The 17,113-nt window shown below is 73.0% G+C and carries 18 protein-coding genes (1 of these 18 cut by a window edge); 6 read left to right on the forward strand and 12 right to left on the reverse strand.

Annotated elements, in window-relative coordinates; translation table 11 throughout:
* From ACZ6RT_RS22465 to ACZ6RT_RS22485, 5 genes are all read right to left on the reverse strand, one after another.
* On the reverse strand, positions 1 to 1,284 hold a 1,284-nt coding region (locus ACZ6RT_RS22465; protein ID WP_470155813.1), incomplete at its 3' end, for a heavy metal translocating P-type ATPase.
* A gap of 31 nt (positions 1,285 to 1,315) precedes the next feature.
* A complete protein-coding gene (locus ACZ6RT_RS22470; protein WP_470155815.1) occupies positions 1,316 to 2,341 on the reverse strand; it encodes a hypothetical protein in 1,026 nt (341 codons plus the stop codon).
* Positions 2,338 to 2,547, reverse strand: coding sequence for a heavy-metal-associated domain-containing protein (locus ACZ6RT_RS22475; RefSeq protein WP_470155816.1), 210 nt, complete (start codon positions 2,545 to 2,547; stop codon positions 2,338 to 2,340). The genes ACZ6RT_RS22470 and ACZ6RT_RS22475 overlap by 4 nt, the downstream gene beginning before the upstream one ends.
* 33 nt (positions 2,548 to 2,580) lie before the next feature.
* Positions 2,581 to 2,862: a metal-sensitive transcriptional regulator gene (locus ACZ6RT_RS22480; protein ID WP_399196692.1), complete on the reverse strand. Its 282-nt coding sequence runs from the start codon at positions 2,860 to 2,862 to the stop codon at positions 2,581 to 2,583.
* A 165-nt stretch (positions 2,863 to 3,027) separates the two neighbouring features.
* Positions 3,028 to 3,309 (reverse strand): heavy-metal-associated domain-containing protein, encoded by a 282-nt coding sequence (locus tag ACZ6RT_RS22485; RefSeq protein WP_470155818.1) that lies wholly within the window; start codon positions 3,307 to 3,309, stop codon positions 3,028 to 3,030.
* Between the two features lie 339 nt (positions 3,310 to 3,648).
* Here ACZ6RT_RS22485 and ACZ6RT_RS22490 point away from each other — a divergent pair, with 339 nt between their 5' ends.
* Positions 3,649 to 4,149, forward strand: a complete 501-nt coding sequence (locus tag ACZ6RT_RS22490) for a hypothetical protein (protein ID WP_399196690.1) — start codon at positions 3,649 to 3,651, stop codon at positions 4,147 to 4,149.
* Positions 4,150 to 4,268: 119 nt separating this feature from the next.
* Here ACZ6RT_RS22490 and ACZ6RT_RS22495 read toward each other — a convergent pair whose 3' ends face one another.
* From ACZ6RT_RS22495 to ACZ6RT_RS22505, 3 genes are all read right to left on the reverse strand, one after another.
* Positions 4,269 to 4,613 carry an ArsR/SmtB family transcription factor gene (locus tag ACZ6RT_RS22495; RefSeq protein WP_399196689.1) on the reverse strand — a complete coding sequence of 115 codons (345 nt, stop codon included), beginning with the start codon at positions 4,611 to 4,613 and terminating at the stop codon, positions 4,269 to 4,271.
* Positions 4,614 to 4,757: 144 nt separating this feature from the next.
* Positions 4,758 to 6,176 carry an FAD-dependent oxidoreductase gene (locus ACZ6RT_RS22500; RefSeq protein WP_470155821.1) on the reverse strand — a complete coding sequence of 473 codons (1,419 nt, stop codon included), beginning with the start codon at positions 6,174 to 6,176 and terminating at the stop codon, positions 4,758 to 4,760.
* Positions 6,177 to 6,394: 218 nt separating this feature from the next.
* Positions 6,395 to 6,730 carry an ArsR/SmtB family transcription factor gene (locus tag ACZ6RT_RS22505; RefSeq protein WP_399196687.1) on the reverse strand — a complete coding sequence of 112 codons (336 nt, stop codon included), beginning with the start codon at positions 6,728 to 6,730 and terminating at the stop codon, positions 6,395 to 6,397.
* 64 nt (positions 6,731 to 6,794) lie between these two features.
* On the opposite strand from ACZ6RT_RS22505, the gene ACZ6RT_RS22510 reads away from it, so the two are divergent.
* Positions 6,795 to 7,913 (forward strand): flavin-containing monooxygenase, encoded by a 1,119-nt coding sequence (locus tag ACZ6RT_RS22510; protein WP_470155823.1) that lies wholly within the window; start codon positions 6,795 to 6,797, stop codon positions 7,911 to 7,913.
* 127 nt (positions 7,914 to 8,040) lie between these two features.
* Here ACZ6RT_RS22510 and ACZ6RT_RS22515 read toward each other — a convergent pair whose 3' ends face one another.
* Positions 8,041 to 9,027: a LacI family DNA-binding transcriptional regulator gene (locus ACZ6RT_RS22515; protein ID WP_470155825.1), complete on the reverse strand. Its 987-nt coding sequence runs from the start codon at positions 9,025 to 9,027 to the stop codon at positions 8,041 to 8,043.
* 396 nt (positions 9,028 to 9,423) lie between these two features.
* On the opposite strand from ACZ6RT_RS22515, the gene ACZ6RT_RS22520 reads away from it, so the two are divergent.
* Complete coding sequence (locus ACZ6RT_RS22520) at positions 9,424 to 10,974, forward strand: family 43 glycosylhydrolase (RefSeq protein ID WP_470155827.1); 1,551 nt, start codon at positions 9,424 to 9,426, stop codon at positions 10,972 to 10,974.
* A 213-nt stretch (positions 10,975 to 11,187) separates the two neighbouring features.
* On the opposite strand, the gene ACZ6RT_RS22525 is transcribed toward ACZ6RT_RS22520, so the two are convergent.
* Positions 11,188 to 12,639, reverse strand: a complete 1,452-nt coding sequence (locus ACZ6RT_RS22525; protein WP_470155829.1) for a family 43 glycosylhydrolase — start codon at positions 12,637 to 12,639, stop codon at positions 11,188 to 11,190.
* Between the two features lie 452 nt (positions 12,640 to 13,091).
* Between ACZ6RT_RS22525 and ACZ6RT_RS22530 the strand changes: the two genes are divergently transcribed.
* The 3 genes from ACZ6RT_RS22530 (at position 13,092) to ACZ6RT_RS22540 (ending at position 16,277) form a co-directional block, all read left to right on the forward strand.
* Positions 13,092 to 14,306: a serine hydrolase domain-containing protein gene (locus ACZ6RT_RS22530; protein ID WP_470155831.1), complete on the forward strand. Its 1,215-nt coding sequence runs from the start codon at positions 13,092 to 13,094 to the stop codon at positions 14,304 to 14,306.
* A gap of 21 nt (positions 14,307 to 14,327) precedes the next feature.
* Positions 14,328 to 15,401 carry a sigma-70 family RNA polymerase sigma factor gene (locus tag ACZ6RT_RS22535; RefSeq protein ID WP_470155833.1) on the forward strand — a complete coding sequence of 358 codons (1,074 nt, stop codon included), beginning with the start codon at positions 14,328 to 14,330 and terminating at the stop codon, positions 15,399 to 15,401.
* A 99-nt stretch (positions 15,402 to 15,500) separates the two neighbouring features.
* Entirely contained in the window at positions 15,501 to 16,277 is a 777-nt protein-coding gene (locus tag ACZ6RT_RS22540; protein WP_399196680.1) for an alpha/beta fold hydrolase, read from the forward strand.
* A gap of 174 nt (positions 16,278 to 16,451) precedes the next feature.
* Here ACZ6RT_RS22540 and ACZ6RT_RS22545 read toward each other — a convergent pair whose 3' ends face one another.
* Entirely contained in the window at positions 16,452 to 16,946 is a 495-nt protein-coding gene (locus ACZ6RT_RS22545) for a Rossmann-fold NAD(P)-binding domain-containing protein (RefSeq protein WP_470155835.1), read from the reverse strand.
* Between the two features lie 101 nt (positions 16,947 to 17,047).
* Positions 17,048 to 17,113 carry the final stretch of an SDR family oxidoreductase gene (locus ACZ6RT_RS22550; protein ID WP_470155837.1) on the reverse strand. 465 nt of this gene lie beyond the right edge of the window, so only the last 66 of its 531 coding nucleotides appear in the window; its start codon lies off the right edge, out of view; its stop codon occupies positions 17,048 to 17,050.

Here is a 17,113-nt window from a genome sequence, read left to right on the forward strand (position 1 = left end):
CTTGATCAGGATGCCGAGCTGGGCGCCGCGCCCGGTGCCGACCATCAGGGCGGTCGGCGTGGCCAGGCCCAGGGCGCACGGGCAGGCGATGATCAGTACGGCCACCGCGGCGGTGAAGGCCGCCCCGGCCCCGTCGCCGGTGCCCAGCCAGTAGCCGAGCGTGCCGACGGCCAGCGCGATCACGACCGGCACGAAGATCCCGGAGATGCGGTCGGCGAGCCGCTGGACCTGGGCCTTGCCGTTCTGGGCGTCCTCGACCAGCCTGGCCATCCGGGCGAGCCGGGTGTCGGACCCGACGCGGGTGGCGCGGACGAGCAGGCGGCCCCCGGCGTTGACGGTCGCGCCGGTCACCGCGTCCCCGACGCCCACCTCCACCGGGACCGACTCGCCGGTGAGCATCGAGGCGTCGACGGCGGAGGTGCCCTCCTCGACCACGCCGTCGGTGGCGATCTTCTCACCGGGCCGGACCACGAACCGGTCACCGATCGTGAGCTCCCCGGAGGGGACGCGGGTCTCGACGCCGTCGCGCAGGACGGCGACGTCCTTGGCCCCCAGCTCCATCAGCGCCCGCAGGGCGGCGCCGGCACGGCGCTTGGAGCGGGCCTCGAAGTAGCGTCCGGCCAGGATGAACGCGGTCACCCCGGCGGCGGCCTCCAGGTAGATGTTGCCCGAGCCGTCGGAGCGCTCGATGGTGAACGCGAACGGGTGGGTCATGCCGGGGGTGCCCGCGGTGCCGAGGAACAGCGCCCACAGCGACCAGCCGAGCGCGGCGATCGTGCCGAGCGAGACCAGGGTGTCCATGGTCGCGGCGCCGTGACGCAGGTTCGTCCAGGCGGCCCGGTGGAAGGGCGCGCCCCCGTAGACCACCACGGGTGCGGCCAGGGTCAGCGAGAGCCACTGCCAGTTGGTGAACTGCAGCGCCGGGATCATCGCCATCGCGATCACCGGCACCGCGAGCACCACGGAGGTGATCAGCCGCCGGCGCAGCGCCCCGAGGGCGTCGTCCGGCCCGCCCGCCGCCTCGTCCCGCGCGGCGTCGTCCTTCGGCTCGGCGGGGAGTACGGCGGTGTAGCCGGCCTTCTCCACCTCGGCGACGAGGTCCGCGGGGGCGACGTCCTCGGGGAAGGTGACCTTGGCCTTCTCGGTGGCGTAGTTGACGGTCGCGGTGACGCCGTCGAGCTTGTTGAGCCTGCGCTCGATCCGGTTGGCGCAGGACGCGCAGGTCATGCCGCCGATCGAGAGTTCGACCGTGCCCTGTGGTCCGTCGTCGGTGAGGGAGGACATCACCTGCTCCTTTCGCTCGTCATGCCGAGGGTCAGTGGTCGTGGTCGCCGTGCGAGTCCGAGGCGGACGGCGTCGGCTCCGGCTTCTGCTTCTGCTTCTGCTCCGAGGTGGGCGTCGGTGCCGGGGCCGGGAGCTCGCCGGCGCGGAGGGTGAAGTCGGCGGTGCGCACGGTTCCCTCGTGCTGGAAGTCCAGGAACAGACGGTAGTCGCCGCGGCTGGGCACCTCGGCGTGGAAGGTGATCTCCGGGCCGGGGGCGGTCCTGCCGTCGCCCGGTTCCCCGTCGGGGTGGACGTGCAGGTAGGCCAGGTCCCCGGCGCGCAGGGCGACCAGGTGCCCGTAGGCGCCCAGGTAGGGCTGCAGGTCGGTGACGGGACGGCCGTCCCTGGTGACCTTGAGGGTGAGCCTGCTGGAGGCTCCGGGGGTCAGGGCCCCCTCCAGGGTGACGGTGTAGCCGTCGACCGTGGACGTACGGCTCACCGCTGGCGGCGCCCCGGGGGCGTGGTCGCCGGGGGCCTGCAGGTCGGTGCCCAGGGTCATCGCCCCGCCCCCCTCGGGGACGAAGTCGGCGAACGCCCGGTAGGCGCCGGCCCCGGGCAGGTCCAGCCTCACCGACCACACACCGTCACCGCTCAGCTCGGGGTGCAGGTGCCGGAAGTCGTCCAGGTCGCGGGAGACCACGATGAAGTGCAGCTTCTTGCCATGCTCCGTACGGTAGCCGGTGACCGGCCTCCCGTCGGGGCCGATCACGCGGAACCGGAAGTCCCTCGCCTCGCCCGGCTCGACCACGGTGGTCTCCGGGAGCAGGGTGTAACCGTCCTGGGAGACCTGGAGGCCTCCGGGGACGGGCTCGCCGCTCGCCGTCGCGCCCGCCGTCGCACCGGGGGCCGGTTCCGCGTGGGTCCCGTGACCGTCCCCCGGGTCCGCGGAGGCGGCCGGGCGGGCGTCCGCCACGGGGGCGGGACCGGTCGAGCCCACCGCGCTGCCGGCCCCCAGCGCCCCACCGAAGATCACGGCGAGTCCGAGGGCGTAGACGCCCAGTCTGGCCGGTGTGTTCATGAGGTCACCACTTCGTATCCCGCCTCCTCGACCGCGGCCGTGATGCGCGCCGCGTCGATCGGGTCCTCGCTCCGTACGGTCACCAGGCCGCCGGCCAGGTCCACCTCGACGCCGGTGACGCCGGGCAGCCCGCCGATCTCCTCCTTGACGGAGGAGACGCAGTGGCCGCAGGTCATACCCTTGACGGTGTAGGTGGTGGTGGTCATGACGATCACTCCTTTGTTCGTCGGTCTCGTCGATCAGGAACGGACAAGGCGGGCGATGGCGTCGGTGGCCTCCTTGACCTTCGCCTCGGCCTCGGCGCCGCCCTTGGCGGTGGCCTCGGCCACGCAGTGCGCCAGGTGCTCCTCCAGCAGGGACAGCGCGAAGGACTGCAGGGCCCGGTTCGCCGCCGACACCTGGGTGAGGACGTCGATGCAGTACTTGTCCTCCTCGACCATCCGCTGCAGGCCGCGGACCTGACCCTCGACGCGGCGCAGCCGCCGCAGGTGGTCCTGCTTGTTGTGGGTGTAGCCGTGCATGTCCCCGCCCTTCGTCGTCGCCTTCCATAACAGGATACCCCCGTATGGTATTCCCGACGAGGCCGAGGTCGCCGGCGCGGCCCGGCGCGGTGCTCCGGGAGCGGTCCCGCGGGCGGGCGCGCCCGCCGGTGCGCGCCCGCCGTTCCTCCGCCCGGGCCGGCCGTCCTAGGAGGCGCCGGCCGAGAGGGGTCCGGCGAGCGCGTATCCCGCCCGGTCCACGGCCGCGCGGATCTCCTCGTCGGAGAACCCGCCTCCGCCGACGGTGACGGCTCCGGTGGCCAGGTCGACCCGGACGCCGGTCACGCCGCCGACCTCGCCGATCTCGGTGGAGACCGCCGAGACGCAGTGGCCGCAGGTCATCCCTTCGACCCGGTAGACGCTCTCACCGCCGGTCTCCACCCGCGTGGATCCGGTGCCCGCGGTGTCGCACGCGCATGCCGTGCACATGGGATCTCCTCTCGCATGTACCCCAGTGGGGTATCTCGTGATGCGACTCTAACATACCCCCAGGGGGTTAATGGAAGCCCGGGACGGGCCGGTCGTGCCGAAGGCCCCCGCGATCGGTGATCGCGGGGGCCTTCCGTCTCCCCGTCGGCCGTCGTCACCCGGGACGCGTCCGGCGTGATCCGCAGCGCCCGGGAATCCTCGCGAGACCAGCCCGACGGACACGGATGCCAAGTTCACGGACAGGATCGCGCCGATCATGGCCGATACCGCGGGCCGCCGGTTGAACTGGGGCGGTACCAGTCCGCATCCACATCCACGATCGGAACGGAGTACGTGCCCATGCTCAGGAAGCTCATCGCGACGACCACGTCGTTACTGGTCGGCGCGGCGCTGCTCGCGGGCCCGGCGGCGGCCGACGATCTCGGCGCCCCCGCCCTCGAGCCGAACCCGGCGGCCGACCTCGGTGCCGCCGCCTTCGACCCGAACCCGACGATGGCGGGAAACGGCAAAGCCGTCCCGGCACCGCACTACGCGACGGGGGCCCGTGGCCTCAGTGCACCCGGCTACCTGCCGGGCTGCCGCTCCGGACGCGTCTGCGTCGCGGTGCTCGACTACCAGGACTCCAGGATCAACACCTGGAAGATCTGGGACCTCTACCTGTGCGGTGACTACTCGCTGTACGACTGGCACGGGCGTGGCTGGATCCGTAACAACCAGACCGGTGGCGCCATAACGTACCGGATGAACTCGAACTGGCAGGTCGTGCTTCCGAACCATCCGGTCGACAACAGGTGGCTGGACGTCGACTGGGAGCCCGCGTGGCACCTCACCTCATGCTGATCCGGGCTCCGCGTCCCGCCCGGTGAGCGGCCGTGCGCGCCGGTTCCCGCGCGCACGGCCGTCGCGGGAACCGGCCGCGCGCCTTCCCCGGGCACACGTTCGAGCGGCCGGGGGCCGGATCAGACGTTCGCGGGCTCGGCCAGCGGGGTGAACAGGGCGCTCAGCCGGGCCACCGCCGAGGGGACGATCCGGTAGTAGATCCAGGTGCCGCGCCGCTCGCTGTCGATCAGTCCGGCCACCCGCAGGGTCTTGAGGTGGTGGGAGATGGTGGGGGCGCTGAGGTCGAAGGCACCGGTCAGGTCGCACACGCAGGCCTCGCCACCGGGGTGGGAGCCGATCATCGACAGCAGCCGAAGCCGGACGGGGTCGGCGACCGCCTTGAGCGCCGCCGCCAGTTCGGCCGCGTCGGCCGGTGAGATGGGCTCGCGGACGATCGGCGCGCAGCAGGCGGTGGTGGCGTTCATGTCGGCGGCTCCACGGTTAGATACGTGTCTAAATCATAGGCGATGCCGGGCGGCCGGGATGAACGCGCCGGTCGGCGCACGGCCGTGACGGCCGCCGTCGCCGCGCCGTACGTGACCGGCGGCGCGGCGACGACCCGCCGGGGCTCAGCCGCAGCAGCCGCCACCGGTCCCTGCGGTGACCTGCGGCAGGGGAGTGGCGAGCAGTCCGCCGCCGATGCCGGTGGCCAGGCCCACCCTCACCTCCTGCGCCTCGGCCAGGCCGGAGGAGCACACGCCGGTCTCGGGCAGTTCCAGGCGCACCTCGCGGGCGGCGTCGAGATCCCCGGCCAGGGCGGCGACCACCGAGCGGACCTGCTCGTACCCGGTGGCCATCAGGAAGGTGGGGGCGCGGCCGTAGCTCTTGACGCCGACGGCGTAGTAGCCGGCCTCGGGGTGGGCCAGTTCGGCCTCGCCGTGGGCGGGGACGGTGCCGCAGGAGTGGTGGTTGGGGTCGATCAGCGGGGCCAGCGCGCGGGTGGAGCCGAGGACGGGGTCGAGGTCCAGGCGCAGCTCGCTCGCGATGGAGTGGTCGGGGCGGTAGCCGGTGGCGGCCACGATCCGGTCGGCGGTGACGCTCCGCTCGCCGCCGCCGGGGGAGCGGCCGGTCACCGTCACGCCCGCGTCCCCGGCCGTGACGGTGTGCGTGAAGAAACCGGTCAGCAGGGTGATGCGCCCCTCCTCGACCAGGGCGCGCAGGCGGGTGCCGAGGGCGCCGCGCTCGGGCAGGGCGTCGGCCGCGCCGCCACCGTAGGTGCGCTCCGCCCCGCCCGCGCGGATGGCCCAGGTGACGGGGGTGTCCTCCAGCCGCGCCAGGGCCAGCAGGGTGGTGGCGGCCGAGTGCCCGGCGCCGATCACGAGGGTGTGGCGGCCCTCGTAGGTGGCGCGGTCGGCGCCCAGCACGTCGGGCAGGGCGTGGTCGACGAACCGCGCGGCGTCGGCCTCGCCGTGGGCGGGAAGGCCGTTGGCGCCCAGCACGTTGGGGGTGTTCCAGGTGCCCGAGGCGTCGATGACCGCGCGGGCGCAGAGCTCGTCGCCGTCGCCCAGGCGGATCACGAAGGGTTCGTCCTGTCGGCCCGCGGAGCGGACGCGGTCGTGGCTCAGGCGGCTGATCGCGCTCACCCTGGTTCCGAACCGCAGGTACGGCGCGATCGCGGGGTGCCCGGCCAGCGGGGTGAGGTAGTCGTCGATCAGTTCGGCGCCGGTGGGCAGCCACCCGGGATCCGGTTCCTTCCACCCCTCGGCGGCGAGCAGGCGGCGGGCGGCGGCGTCGACGTTGTAGCGCCACGGGCTGAAGGTGCGCACGTGTCCCCACCGGGCGATCGAGGCGCCGGCGTGCTGGCCGGCCTCCAGCACGAGGAAGTCCACGCCGCGTTCGGCCAGGTGGGCGGCCGCGGCCAGGCCCACCGGGCCCGCGCCGATCACCACCACGGGCGGCTCGGAGCGCTCAGCGCCGTTCCCCGTGGAGCTCGCGGACGTGAACGGCTCGATCTCGACGGCCGCCGGGCCGCAACATCCATCACTCATGGTCGTCTCCTGTGCGTCGTGCGCTGACCGTCAGGGGCGCCGGGGACGGTGAGCCCCGGCCCCTACTGTTTAGAAGATTGTCTAAGTAGGACCAGGGTGCCCACTGATTTGAGGGTTGTCAATATAGACGCATACCTAAATTGTGAGGTGCCGGGCCCGACGGGCCTCTCCCGCCGGGCCGGTCGTCGCGGCCTCGTCCCCGTCGCCGGTCGCGAGGTTCATCCGCAGGGGGCGTCCGGTGAGCGGTCGCCCGGAGGGCAGCACGCCCGCAGGCTCGCCTGCAGGTCGCTCAGGGCCCGGCCGATCCGTCCCGCGTCCGCCCGGTAGTAGACGGTCTTCCACTCCCGGCGGGAGGCCAGCACGCCGCCGTCGCGCAGGGTGGCCAGGTGGGTGGAGGTGGCCGACTGGGCCAGCGAGAGGCGCTCGGCCACCTCGGACACGGTCAGCTCCGCCCCGCCGGCGAACAGCGCCAGGATCTGCTGGCGGGTCTCGCTGGCCATCGCCTTGAGAAAGGCGCGTGCCGCATCGCTCAACTCGATCCCGTCGGTGCTCATGGTCATAGCATCACCCCGTCACGTCATATTGTCATTTCTGGATTCGAAGATATGATGCGGTGTCATGAGCACCGATCCCCCCGGCGTCACCGATGCCTTCGACGTCGTCGTCATCGGCGGCGGCCAGTCCGGGCTGGCCGCCGCCCGCGCCCTGCTGGACGCCGGCCTGACCCCCGTCGTCCTGGAGGCCGGCGAGCGGACGGCCGGTTCCTGGCCGTCCTACTACGACAGCCTCACCCTGTTCTCACCCGCCCGCCACAGCGCCCTGGGCGCCCTGCCGTTCCCCCACGGGGGTGACGGCGACCGATATCCGCATCGTGACGAGGTGGTGGAGTACCTGCTCCACCACGCCGACCGGTTGCGGGCCGACGGGGCCGACATCCGCGTCAACACCCCGGTCGAGGCGGTGGAGCGCGACGGAAGCGGGGGCTTCGTCGTGCGCACCGGCGACGGGCGGCCGCTGCGCACCCGGGGCGTGGTGGCCGCCAGCGGCTCCTTCGCCAACCCGTACCTGCCCCGGCTTCCCGGCCAGGAGGACTTCACCGGACACCTGACGCACGTGGCCGACTACCGCGACCCCGCCCCGTACGCCGGATTGCGCGTCATCGTGGTGGGCGCCGGCAACTCCGCCGTCCAGGTCGGCCACGAGCTGGCGGGGGTCGCCACGGTCACCCTGGCCACCCGCGCCCCGGTGGCGTTCCTCGACCAGCGCGTACGCGGCCACGACATCCACCACTGGCTGGCCGCGACCGGGTTCGACGACCTGCCACCCGAATGGCTGGCCGCGATGGGCGGGCCCACCCTGGTGCTGGACCAGGGCCGCTACCGGGAGGCGCTCGGCTCGGGGAGGATGCGGCGCCGTCCCATGTTCACCGCCTTCACCCCCGAGGGCGTCGTCTGGGCCGACGGTACGCGCGAGCGCGCCGACGCGGTCGTCTTCGCCACCGGGTACCGGCCCGCCCTGGGCTACCTGCGTCCCCTGGGCGCCCTGGACTCCGAAGGCGCGCCCCGGCACGCCGGGGGGATCTCCACCACCCATCCGGGCCTGGTGTACGTCGGGCTGGAGTTCCAGCGCTCGTTCGCCTCCAACACCCTGCGCGGCGTCACCCGCGACGCCGAACACGTCGCAGGACCGCTGGCCGCCCATGTGCGCGACGCGCCCGCCGCGCTGTTCCAGCCCTGACGGCGGCCCGGCCGAACGGCTGAACGGCCGAACCGGACGGTGGGGACGGAGGGGGCGAGTGGCCGATGCGAGGCCGGACGGCCGGTGCGGTGCGTGACCGGCCGTGCCGGCCCGGGACCGGCCGGCGTCAGCGCGGCGCGGTCGCGGTGCTCTCCCTGACGATGAGCTCGGGCTCCACCAGCCGGCGGATCTGGCTCGGCCTGCCCGCCAGCCGGTCGAGCAGCACGTGGAAGGCGTGCCTGCCGACCTCCTCGAAATCCTGCCGTACCGTCGTGAGCGGGGGCCAGAAGTAGGCGGACTCCGGAATGTCGTCGAAGCCCACCACGCTGACGTCCTCGGGAACGCGCCGCCCGGCCTCGCGCAGGGCCCGCAGCACGCCCAGCGCCATCTGGTCGTTGCCCGCGAAGATGGCCGTCACCTCGGGGTCCCGTGCAAGGTGACGGCCGAGCTGGTAACCGGATCGCGAGCTCCAGTCCCCGCGCAGCACCTCGGGGACCGGATGCCGCCCGGCCTCCAGCGTCTCGCGCCAGCCCTCGACCCGGCCGTTGGCGTCGATCCAGTCGGCCGGGCCCGCAAGGTGCCACACCGTCTCGTGGCCGAGGTCGAGCAGGTGCTTGGTCGCCCGCGCGGCTCCCGCCCTCTGGTCGACCATGACGACGGGAACGGGAAGGCCCGCGCCGGCGTCGACCGCGACCACGGGGATCTTCGACCGCAGGTGGCGCAGGCCGTCGGCCGCCGACTCGTGCGGCGCGACGATGATGACGCCGTCCACCAGCTGGGACTGCAGCTGGCGGAGGCTCTCCTCGATCGAGCGCCGGTTGAGCGTGCTCAGGCTGGCGATGCTCACGGAGTAGTCGTTGAGCCTGGCGGCGCGTTCGATGCTGTAGAGGGTCGAGACCGGACCGTACAGGGGGGTGTCGATGCTGACCACCCCCAGCACTCCGGACCGGCCCGTGACGAGCTGGCGGGCTGCGGCGTTGGGACGGTAGCCCAGCTCCCGCACCGCGGCCAGCACGCGCGCCCGGGTCTCGACCTGCACCCGCTCGGGCGCGTTCAGCGCTCGCGACACGGTCATCGCCGACACTCCGGCGAGCGCGGCGACGTCCTCCAGCACCGCAGGTCTGGAGGACGGCCGGTCATCGTTCGACTTCGCCCTCAAAGACGCTCACTCCCCATGCGACAACGCTAACAGGACCGCCGAGCGCGCTCGGCTCCGGTGGACCCCGTTCCCGCAGGGAAGAGGCCTCAAGACCGGCGCGACGGAGGCCCCGTCGCGCCCGCCCGCCCGTCCGGACGGGACGGATCCTGGCCGGACGATGTTGACACCTTCCGCCCACGCGGGTTAAGACTGCGTTACACGCGACGAACGGTCCTTTTCATGGGCCGCTCTTTGTTAACGCTAACACGTCTATCGCCTGCATTCACTCCCACCCTGCGCCGCATTTGTGTGTTAGCGCTAACAAAATCCGTCGCGTCTTTCCGGCCGATCGTCCACCGAGAGGTACCCCCCATGACCAGGCTCGTACGTCCCTCCCCACGGCCCGTGCGCCGTCGCCCCGGTGCCGCGTTCGCGGCGGCCGTCGTGGCGTTGCTCACGTTGTGCCAGTCGCTGGTGGCCGCAGGCCCGGCCGCAGCCGTGACCGCCACCGTGACCGGCACCGCCACCGCAGCCGCGACCGCCGTCGGCCCCGCTCGCGCCGCGGCGGCGCCCGGCCCTTCGTTCACCAACCCCGTCGTCGGCGTGCCGAACAGCGCCGATCCGACGCTGGTCTTCCACAACGGGTTCTATTACTACGTCGCGACCACCTGGTCGGCCGACGTCGTGATGCGCCGCTCGTCCACGATCGCGGGTCTGCGCAGCGCTCCCGAGCAGGTCGTCGTGCGGACCGGCGGCAACACGATGTGGGCCCCGCACCTGGAGATGGTCGGCGACCGCTGGTACCTGTACTACTCGGTGGAGCAGGGCAGCCTGCCCCGGCGCACCCACGTCGCCGAGAGCGCCGGATCCGACCCGATGGGCCCCTACACCGTCCGCGGCATCGTCAACCTGATGCCGAACAACGGCTGGGCGATCGACGCCAGCCTGCTCAAGCTCAACGGCAACCTCTACATGACCTTCTCGGCGTTCGCGCCCGAGGACAACCTGCAGTCGCTGTTCATCGCGCCGATGTCGAACCCCTGGACGGCGAGCGCGTACGGGCGGCGGATCTCGGCCCCCACCCTGGCCTGGGAGCGCCAGAACGGCGCCGTCAACGAGGGCACCTTCGCGCTGCAGCGCGGCGGCCGCACCTTCCTGACCTACTCGGCCAGCCACTGCAACGGCCCCAACTACAAGATCGGCATGCTGGAGTACCGGGGCGGCGACCCACTGGCGGCCGCATCCTGGACCAAGTTCGCCGACCCCCTCTTCCAGCGCAACGACGCGGCGGGCGTCTACGGCCCCGGCCACCACTCGTTCTTCACCTCACCCGACGGCACCGAGACCTGGATCGCCTACCACGCCAACTCCTCCTCCAGCCAGGGCTGCGGCACCACCCGCACCACCCGGGTGCAGAAGATCTCGTGGAACGCCGACGGCACCCCTGACCTCGGTGTGCCGGTCTCGACCTCCACGGTCCTGCCCGGCCCCTCCGGTGAGGTCGCCCCTGCCTACGCGCGCATCCGCAACCGCCACAGCAACCTCTGCCTGGACGACTACAACGGGGTGACCACCCCCGGCGCCGAGGTGCGCCAGTGGACCTGCACCGGACAGGCGCTCCAGGACTGGCAGATCATCCCGGCCGCCGACGGGTACTCCACGATCGTCAACCGCCACAGCGGCCTGTGCCTGGACAATCGTGACTGGGGCACCGCGGCCGGGGCGCCGGTCCAGCAGTGGACGTGCAACGGCCTGGCCGTCCAGCAGTGGCGCGTCACCTCGGTGGGAGGTGGTCATTCCACCCTGACCAACCGGCACAGCGGCCTGTGCCTGGACAACTACAACTGGGGAACGGCCGCAGGCTCCGAGGTGCGGCAGTGGACCTGCAGCGGCAACAACGCCCAGCAGTGGAGCATCTCCTGACAGGAGCCGTGATGCCGGCCCGGCAGGGTCCCGCCCGGTAGCGCAGAGCACCCTCCACGAGGAGGTAGTCCTCGTGGAGGGTGCGATGCCGTCCGGCCTTCCCACGGCCGGTGAGAACCGGACCGCGCTCCCATGCGGGGAAGACCGGACGGCGTTCCGGTACGCGCCGGGGCGTCCCGATCCGGCCGACGCGGGGGACGCCCCGTGCGCGTTCTACTCCAGGACGAAGCTCGCGTTGCCCCGGAAGGTGGCGGTGCCGTCGTTCTGCTCGACCCACACCTGGCCGGCGCGGTGACGCAGGAAGTAGCCGGGGAAGTTGGCCGACTCCAGCGACACCGTGCCGGAACCTGCGAGCCCGGTGCGGCGGGTGAAGCTCGCGTCGGCCCTGAACAGGGCGGTGCCGTCGCTCTTCTCCACCCAGGCCGCGTGGTCGCGGTGGCGCAGGTAGTAGCCGGGGAAGTTGGTGGACTCCAGGGACACGGTGCCCGACCCGGACAGGCCGGTGACGAGCCTGAACTGGGAGTCGGCCAGCGGGGAGACGTTCGCCTCCAGGCGGGCCCGGTACTCCCAGTGGCGTACCGCGGAGCCCGGGACGTCGTGGGACATCAGCCGCACCGGAGTCACGCCGTCGGGGACGGGGATGCCGAAGTCGGGGGTGCCGTCGGCCCGCCAGTGGACCTTCTGGACGCGGGTACGGCGGTTGGGGTCGTTGAGCGGGTCACCGGTGATGTCGCGGTAGTTGCGGTCGTGGTAGACGAGGATGTCGCTCTGGCCGTCCTCGGAGACGGTGAAGGAGTTGTGGCCGGGGCCGTACTGGCCGGTGGAGGCGTTGCTGGCGAAGACCGGGTTGGGGCTCTTGGTCCAGGACGAGGCGTTGAGCGGGTCGGCCGAGGCCGAGGCGGTCAGCATGCCCAGGCAGTAGTTGGCGTCGGTGGCGCTGGCCGAGTAGGTGAGGAAGAGCCGGCCGTTGCGCTGGATCACCGCGGGCCCCTCGGCCACCTTGTACCCGCGCGTCTCCCAGGCCAGGGTGGGCACGGTCAGCCGGGTGGTGGGGCCGGTGATCGTCCACGGGTTGGCGCCCATGCGGGCGATGTACAGGTTGGAGTTGGTGGAGATGCCCGGCTCCTGCTGGGCCCAGACGAGGTAGCGGACCCCGTTCGTGACGAACGTCGAGGCGTCCAGCGCGAAGGTGTCCCAGGGGGTGGTGATGCGGCCGCGTTCGGTCCAGGAGCCGGTCAGCGGGTTGGCGGCGCTGCTCTCCAGGACGTACATCCGGATCCGCCAGACGTCGTCGGCGCGGCCGGCGGCGAAGTAGACGTACCACTTGCCGTTGATGAAGTGGATCTCCGGCGCCCAGATGTGGGCGCCCATCTCGCCGCTGGTGTGCCTGCGCCAGATGACCGTCTCCGGCGCGGTGGACAGGCCCTGGACGGTGGTGGCGCGGCGCAGCACGATGCGGTCGTACTCGGGAACGGTGGCGGTGAAGTAGTAGTAGCCGTCGGTGTGGCGGAAGATGTGCGGGTCGGCGCGCTGGGCGGCCAGCGGGTTGGTGTACTGGACGGCCGGGGAGGCGTGGGCCGTCACCGGCAGGAGCAGGCCGCCGATCACGGCGAGCAGCGTGACCAGCGCGGTCACCAGTGTGCGGCGCACGGGGGTGGGGGGCATTCGATTCGTCCTTGTCTCGTCAGGCCGGCGGTGAGGTCACGGCGAGGTCACGGTGAGGGAGGCGCGAGCCGGTGGCGGGGCGAGGACCAGGGCCAGGAAGGCGGCGAGCAGGGCGGCCAGGCCTCTTCGGCGGGTGCGCATTCGACGGCCTCCACGCGTTGTTAACGTTAACATCTCACGGCGTTCGCAGGGAGTGGTGAAGCGGGCGTAGGCGTATTAGTAGCCCGGCGGCGGGCCCGCGTCAATGGGCGGCGCGCGATTCGAAGCCCTCGCCCCGCCCTCTCGCCGGCCCGCGGGCACGCGCGGCCCACCTCCCGCGCACCCCGCCCCCACGGTCGTACGCGGGTGCGACCACCGTCGCAGACGAAGATCGTCACCATGGGGGAGGAGGGCGGCCACCGGCGCTTCCAGGATGGAGACCGACCCACCCCTCCATCGGAAGGAAGACGCGCATGCCGTCAGCGAACGGCCGTCACATCGCGGCCGCGGCCCTCGTCGTCGCGGGACTCCTGTCGGCCTCACCGGCCGTCGCGCACACCCGTCACGAGGATCCCGCCGTCGCGCACGCCCGGTACGAGGATCCCGCCGGGGTACGCCGGGCACTGGACGCCGTCGTGGCCGCCGGCGCGCCCGGCGTGCTGGCCAGGATCGACGACGACCGCGGCACCTGGATCGGCACGGCCGGGACCGCCGACCTGCGGACGGGAGGGCCGGTGCCGCGCCAGGCGCGCTTCCGCGTCGCCAGCCTCACCAAGACCATGGTGTCGGCGGCCGTCCTGCAGCTCGTCCAGGAGGGGAGGGTGAGGCTGGAGGAACCGATCGGCGAGCGGCTGCCCGGCCACGTCGCCGACGGCGACCGGATCACCGTGCGGGAGCTGCTGAACCACACGGGCGGCCTGGCCGACTACGTCGCCGCCCCCGAGTTCGCCGATCCCGAGCGGTACGGCGAGCGCACCTACACCCCCGGGCGGCTCGTCGCCGAGGCCGAGCGGCTGCCACGCCCCGAGCGGGGCCGCTTCGCCTACTCCAACACCGGCTACATCCTGCTCGGGCTGCTGGTGGAGAAGGTGACGGGCCGCGACCTGAGCGCGGAGCTCGACCGGAGGATCTTCCGCCCGGCCGGGATGACCCGCTCGTACCTGCCCGTCACCTCGGACGTCATCCGCGGCCCGCACGCCACCGGCTACCACCTGCCCCGGGGCGCCGACCCCGCCGCGCCCGGCGCGCTCAGGCCCGTCACCCGGCTGAACCCCTCCTTCGCCTGGGCGGCCTACGGCGTGGTGTCGGACGCCCGCGACGTCAACCGCTTCCACCGGGCGCTCTTCGGCGGCCGGCTCGTCGGCCCGGAGCTGCTGGCGCGGATGCGCACCGGCGTCGCCACGCCGCAGGCGCCGATCTTCCCCGAGTACGGCCTCGGGCTGGAGTCGGTGGCGCTCACCTGCGGCCCGATGTGGGGCGCGACCGGTTCGATCCCCGGCTACCAGACCTTCGGCTTCGCCGACGCCACCGGGACGCGCCGGATGACGGTGTCGGTCAACGTGCAGCGCAACGACCCCGGGGTCGTGCCGATGCTGCTGTCCGTCCTCGACGCGCTGAACCGCTACTTCTGCGGCGAGCCGTACCGGCTGCCGGGCGGGACCCGGGGGAGCGCGCGGCTCACCGGCTGAGGAGGCGGTACCCTCGCGTGCGTGACCGGTCATGCGAGGGCCGACGGCGGGACGACCGCGCCGTCGCGCCCCAAGGACCCCCGGGCCGCGCCCGACGGTGCGGGCCCGTCCTCGCCGCGCGGCGCGGACCTGCTGGAGCCGCACCGGATCGCCCTGGCCGGTCACTGCTACCGGATGCTCGGCTCGCCGTTCGAGGCGGAGGACGCCGTGCAGGAGACCCTGGTGCGCGCCTGGGCGAGCCTCGACCGGTTCGACGAGGGCCGCGCGCCGCTACGGTCCTGGCTCCACGCCATCGCCACCAACGTCTGCCTCGACATGCTGCGGGGCGCGCGGCGCCGGGCGTCGGCGATCGACCTCGGCCCGTCGGCGCAGGCCGGTCCCGGCCTCGGCGCGCCGCTGCCGGAGAGCGCCTTCGTCCAGCCGGTCCCGGACGGCCGCGTGCTGCCCGTCGGAGGTGACCCGGCGGAGCTGGCCGCGCAGCGCGACACGGTCCGCCTGGCGTTCGTCGCCGCGCTGCAGCACCTGCCGCCCCGCCAGCGGGCGGTGCTGATCCTGCGTGACGTGTTGTGCTGGAAGGCCGACGAGGTCGCCGGGCTGCTGGAGTGCACGGTGGCGTCCGTCACCAGCGCGCTGCAGCGCGCCCGAACGACGCTGAGGGCCGTCCGTGCCGACCCGGGCGAGCCCTACCGGCCGATGGACCCGGCGCAGCGGCGGCTCCTGGCCCGGTACTGCGACGCCTTCGAGCGGTACGACGTCGAGGCCATGGTGGCGCTGCTGCACGAGGACGCCGTGATGTCCATGCCGCCGTTCGCGTGGTGGCTGCGGGGCAGGGCCGCGATCCGTGAGGTGCTGCTGGCGGCCGGGCGGCCCTGCGCGGGCGCGCGCCTGCTGGCGACCACGGCCAACGGCTCGCCCGCGTTCGCGCAGTACCGGCCGGACGGGCCGGGCGGCCGGCCGGAGCCGTTCGCGCTGATGGTCCTCACGCTCTCGCACGGGCTGGTCACCGAGGTGACGACCTACCTCGACGCCGGGCGGCTCTTCCCGCTGTTCGGCCTGCCGGACGTCCTGGAACCGGGGGCGGGGCGGACGTCCTGAAGATTTTCCCGCGCGGGCGATGAGTTCTCGGGCTCCGCTTCGTACTACCCGCGTACCCGGTGACGGTCACCGGGAGCGGAACGAGGGGACGGCGCCACGATGGCGGACTACGCGGATGTGAACGGTGTGCGCATGTGGTACGACGAGCGCGGCGAAGGGGAGCCGCTGGTGCTGCTGCACGGTGGCTTCTCCGACAGCAGGGACTTCGACGGCAACCTCGGCGCGCTGGCGGACCGGTTCCGGCTGCTGCTGCCCGAACGCCGCGGCCACGGCCACACGGCCGACGTGCCGGGGCCGATCACGGTCGAGGTGATGGCGCAGGACACGATCGCGTTCCTGGACGAGGTCGTCGGCGGGCCGGTACGACTGGCCGGCTACAGCGCCGGTGCGGCCGTGGCGCTGTGGGTGGCCCTGCGCCGCCCGGACCTGGTCGACCGGCTCGTCCTGGTCAGCTGCGCCTTCGACATGGAGGCGATGCTCGTCCGGCCCTCCGCCGAGGGCGAGATGCCCCCGCCCGTGGTCGCGGCCTACGCGGAGGTGTCGCCCGACGGCGCCGGCCATCTCCCGGTCGTGGTGGCCAAGATCGTGCGGGCGGTGAACGAGGAGCCCGCCCTGGCGGCGGCCGAGCTTCGTGCCGTGACGTGCCCGGTGCTGGTCATGGCCGCCGACGACGACATCGTGACGCTGGAGCACACCCTGGAGCTGTACCGGGGTCTGCCCGACGCGCAGCTCGCCGTCGTCCCGGGGACGTCCCACGTCCTGCTGCACGAGAAGCCCGAGCTGTGCACCCGGCTGGCCGGCGACTTCCTGACCGGTGCCCCCGTGCCCACCTGGATGCCCGTCCGCCGCGCCGCCCAGGCCCCCTCACCGGGCTGACCCCGGCCGGCGCCCGCGCCCCTGCCGACGCCGGCGCCCCTGCCGACGCCCGCGCCCCGGTCGGTGCCCGCGTCCTGACCGACGCCCGCGCCCCGACGGTGTCGCGTCCCGGCCGGTGCCGGGTCCCGGAAGGTGCCGGGTCCCGGCAGGCCGGCCGGGACGCGGCACGCGGGATCAGAGGGCGCCGGCCGGGGTGAACGCCGCGGCGTGGTCGCGGGCGAAGTCGGCGACGTCACGCGGGGGACGGCCGAGGAGGTCGGCGACCGTGCCGGTGGTCAGGTCGCCCCAGCCGGAGTCGTACGCCCGCGCGTACTCCTCCAGCATGTCGACGATCCACACGGGGACCCCGTACCCCAGCAGTGTCCCGCGCCTGGTCTCGTCGTCGACCGGCCGGTACGTGACGTACCTGCCCAGGGCGGACCCCAGCCGGGCGGCGACCTCGTCGAAGGTCAGCGAGCGCGGGCCGGTGAGGGTGTAGGTCCGGCCGTGGTGGCGGTCGGGGTCGTCGAGCAGCACGCGGGCGGCGCACTCGGCGATGTCGCGGACGTCGATCATGCCGATCCGCGCCGAGGACATGTTCAGCGAGAACGTACCGGTGGCGGAGATGTCACCCGCCTCGTTCAGCAGGTTCTGCATGAACCAGTGCGGGCGCAGGACGGTCCAGCGCATGCCGCACCGTTCGGTCTCCCCGTCCGACAGCGCGTGCAGCCTGCCGCTGCGGTTGGGCGGGGGGGGGGGGGGGGGGGGGGGGGAGAAGGGGGAGGAGAGAGTCACCCCAGCATCGAGGGAGGGCCAAAAGGAGGGTCGACTTTTTTTTTCAGGGGGGGGGGGAGTTT

The sequence above is a fragment of the Streptosporangium sp. NPDC050148 genome (genome assembly GCF_055586505.1).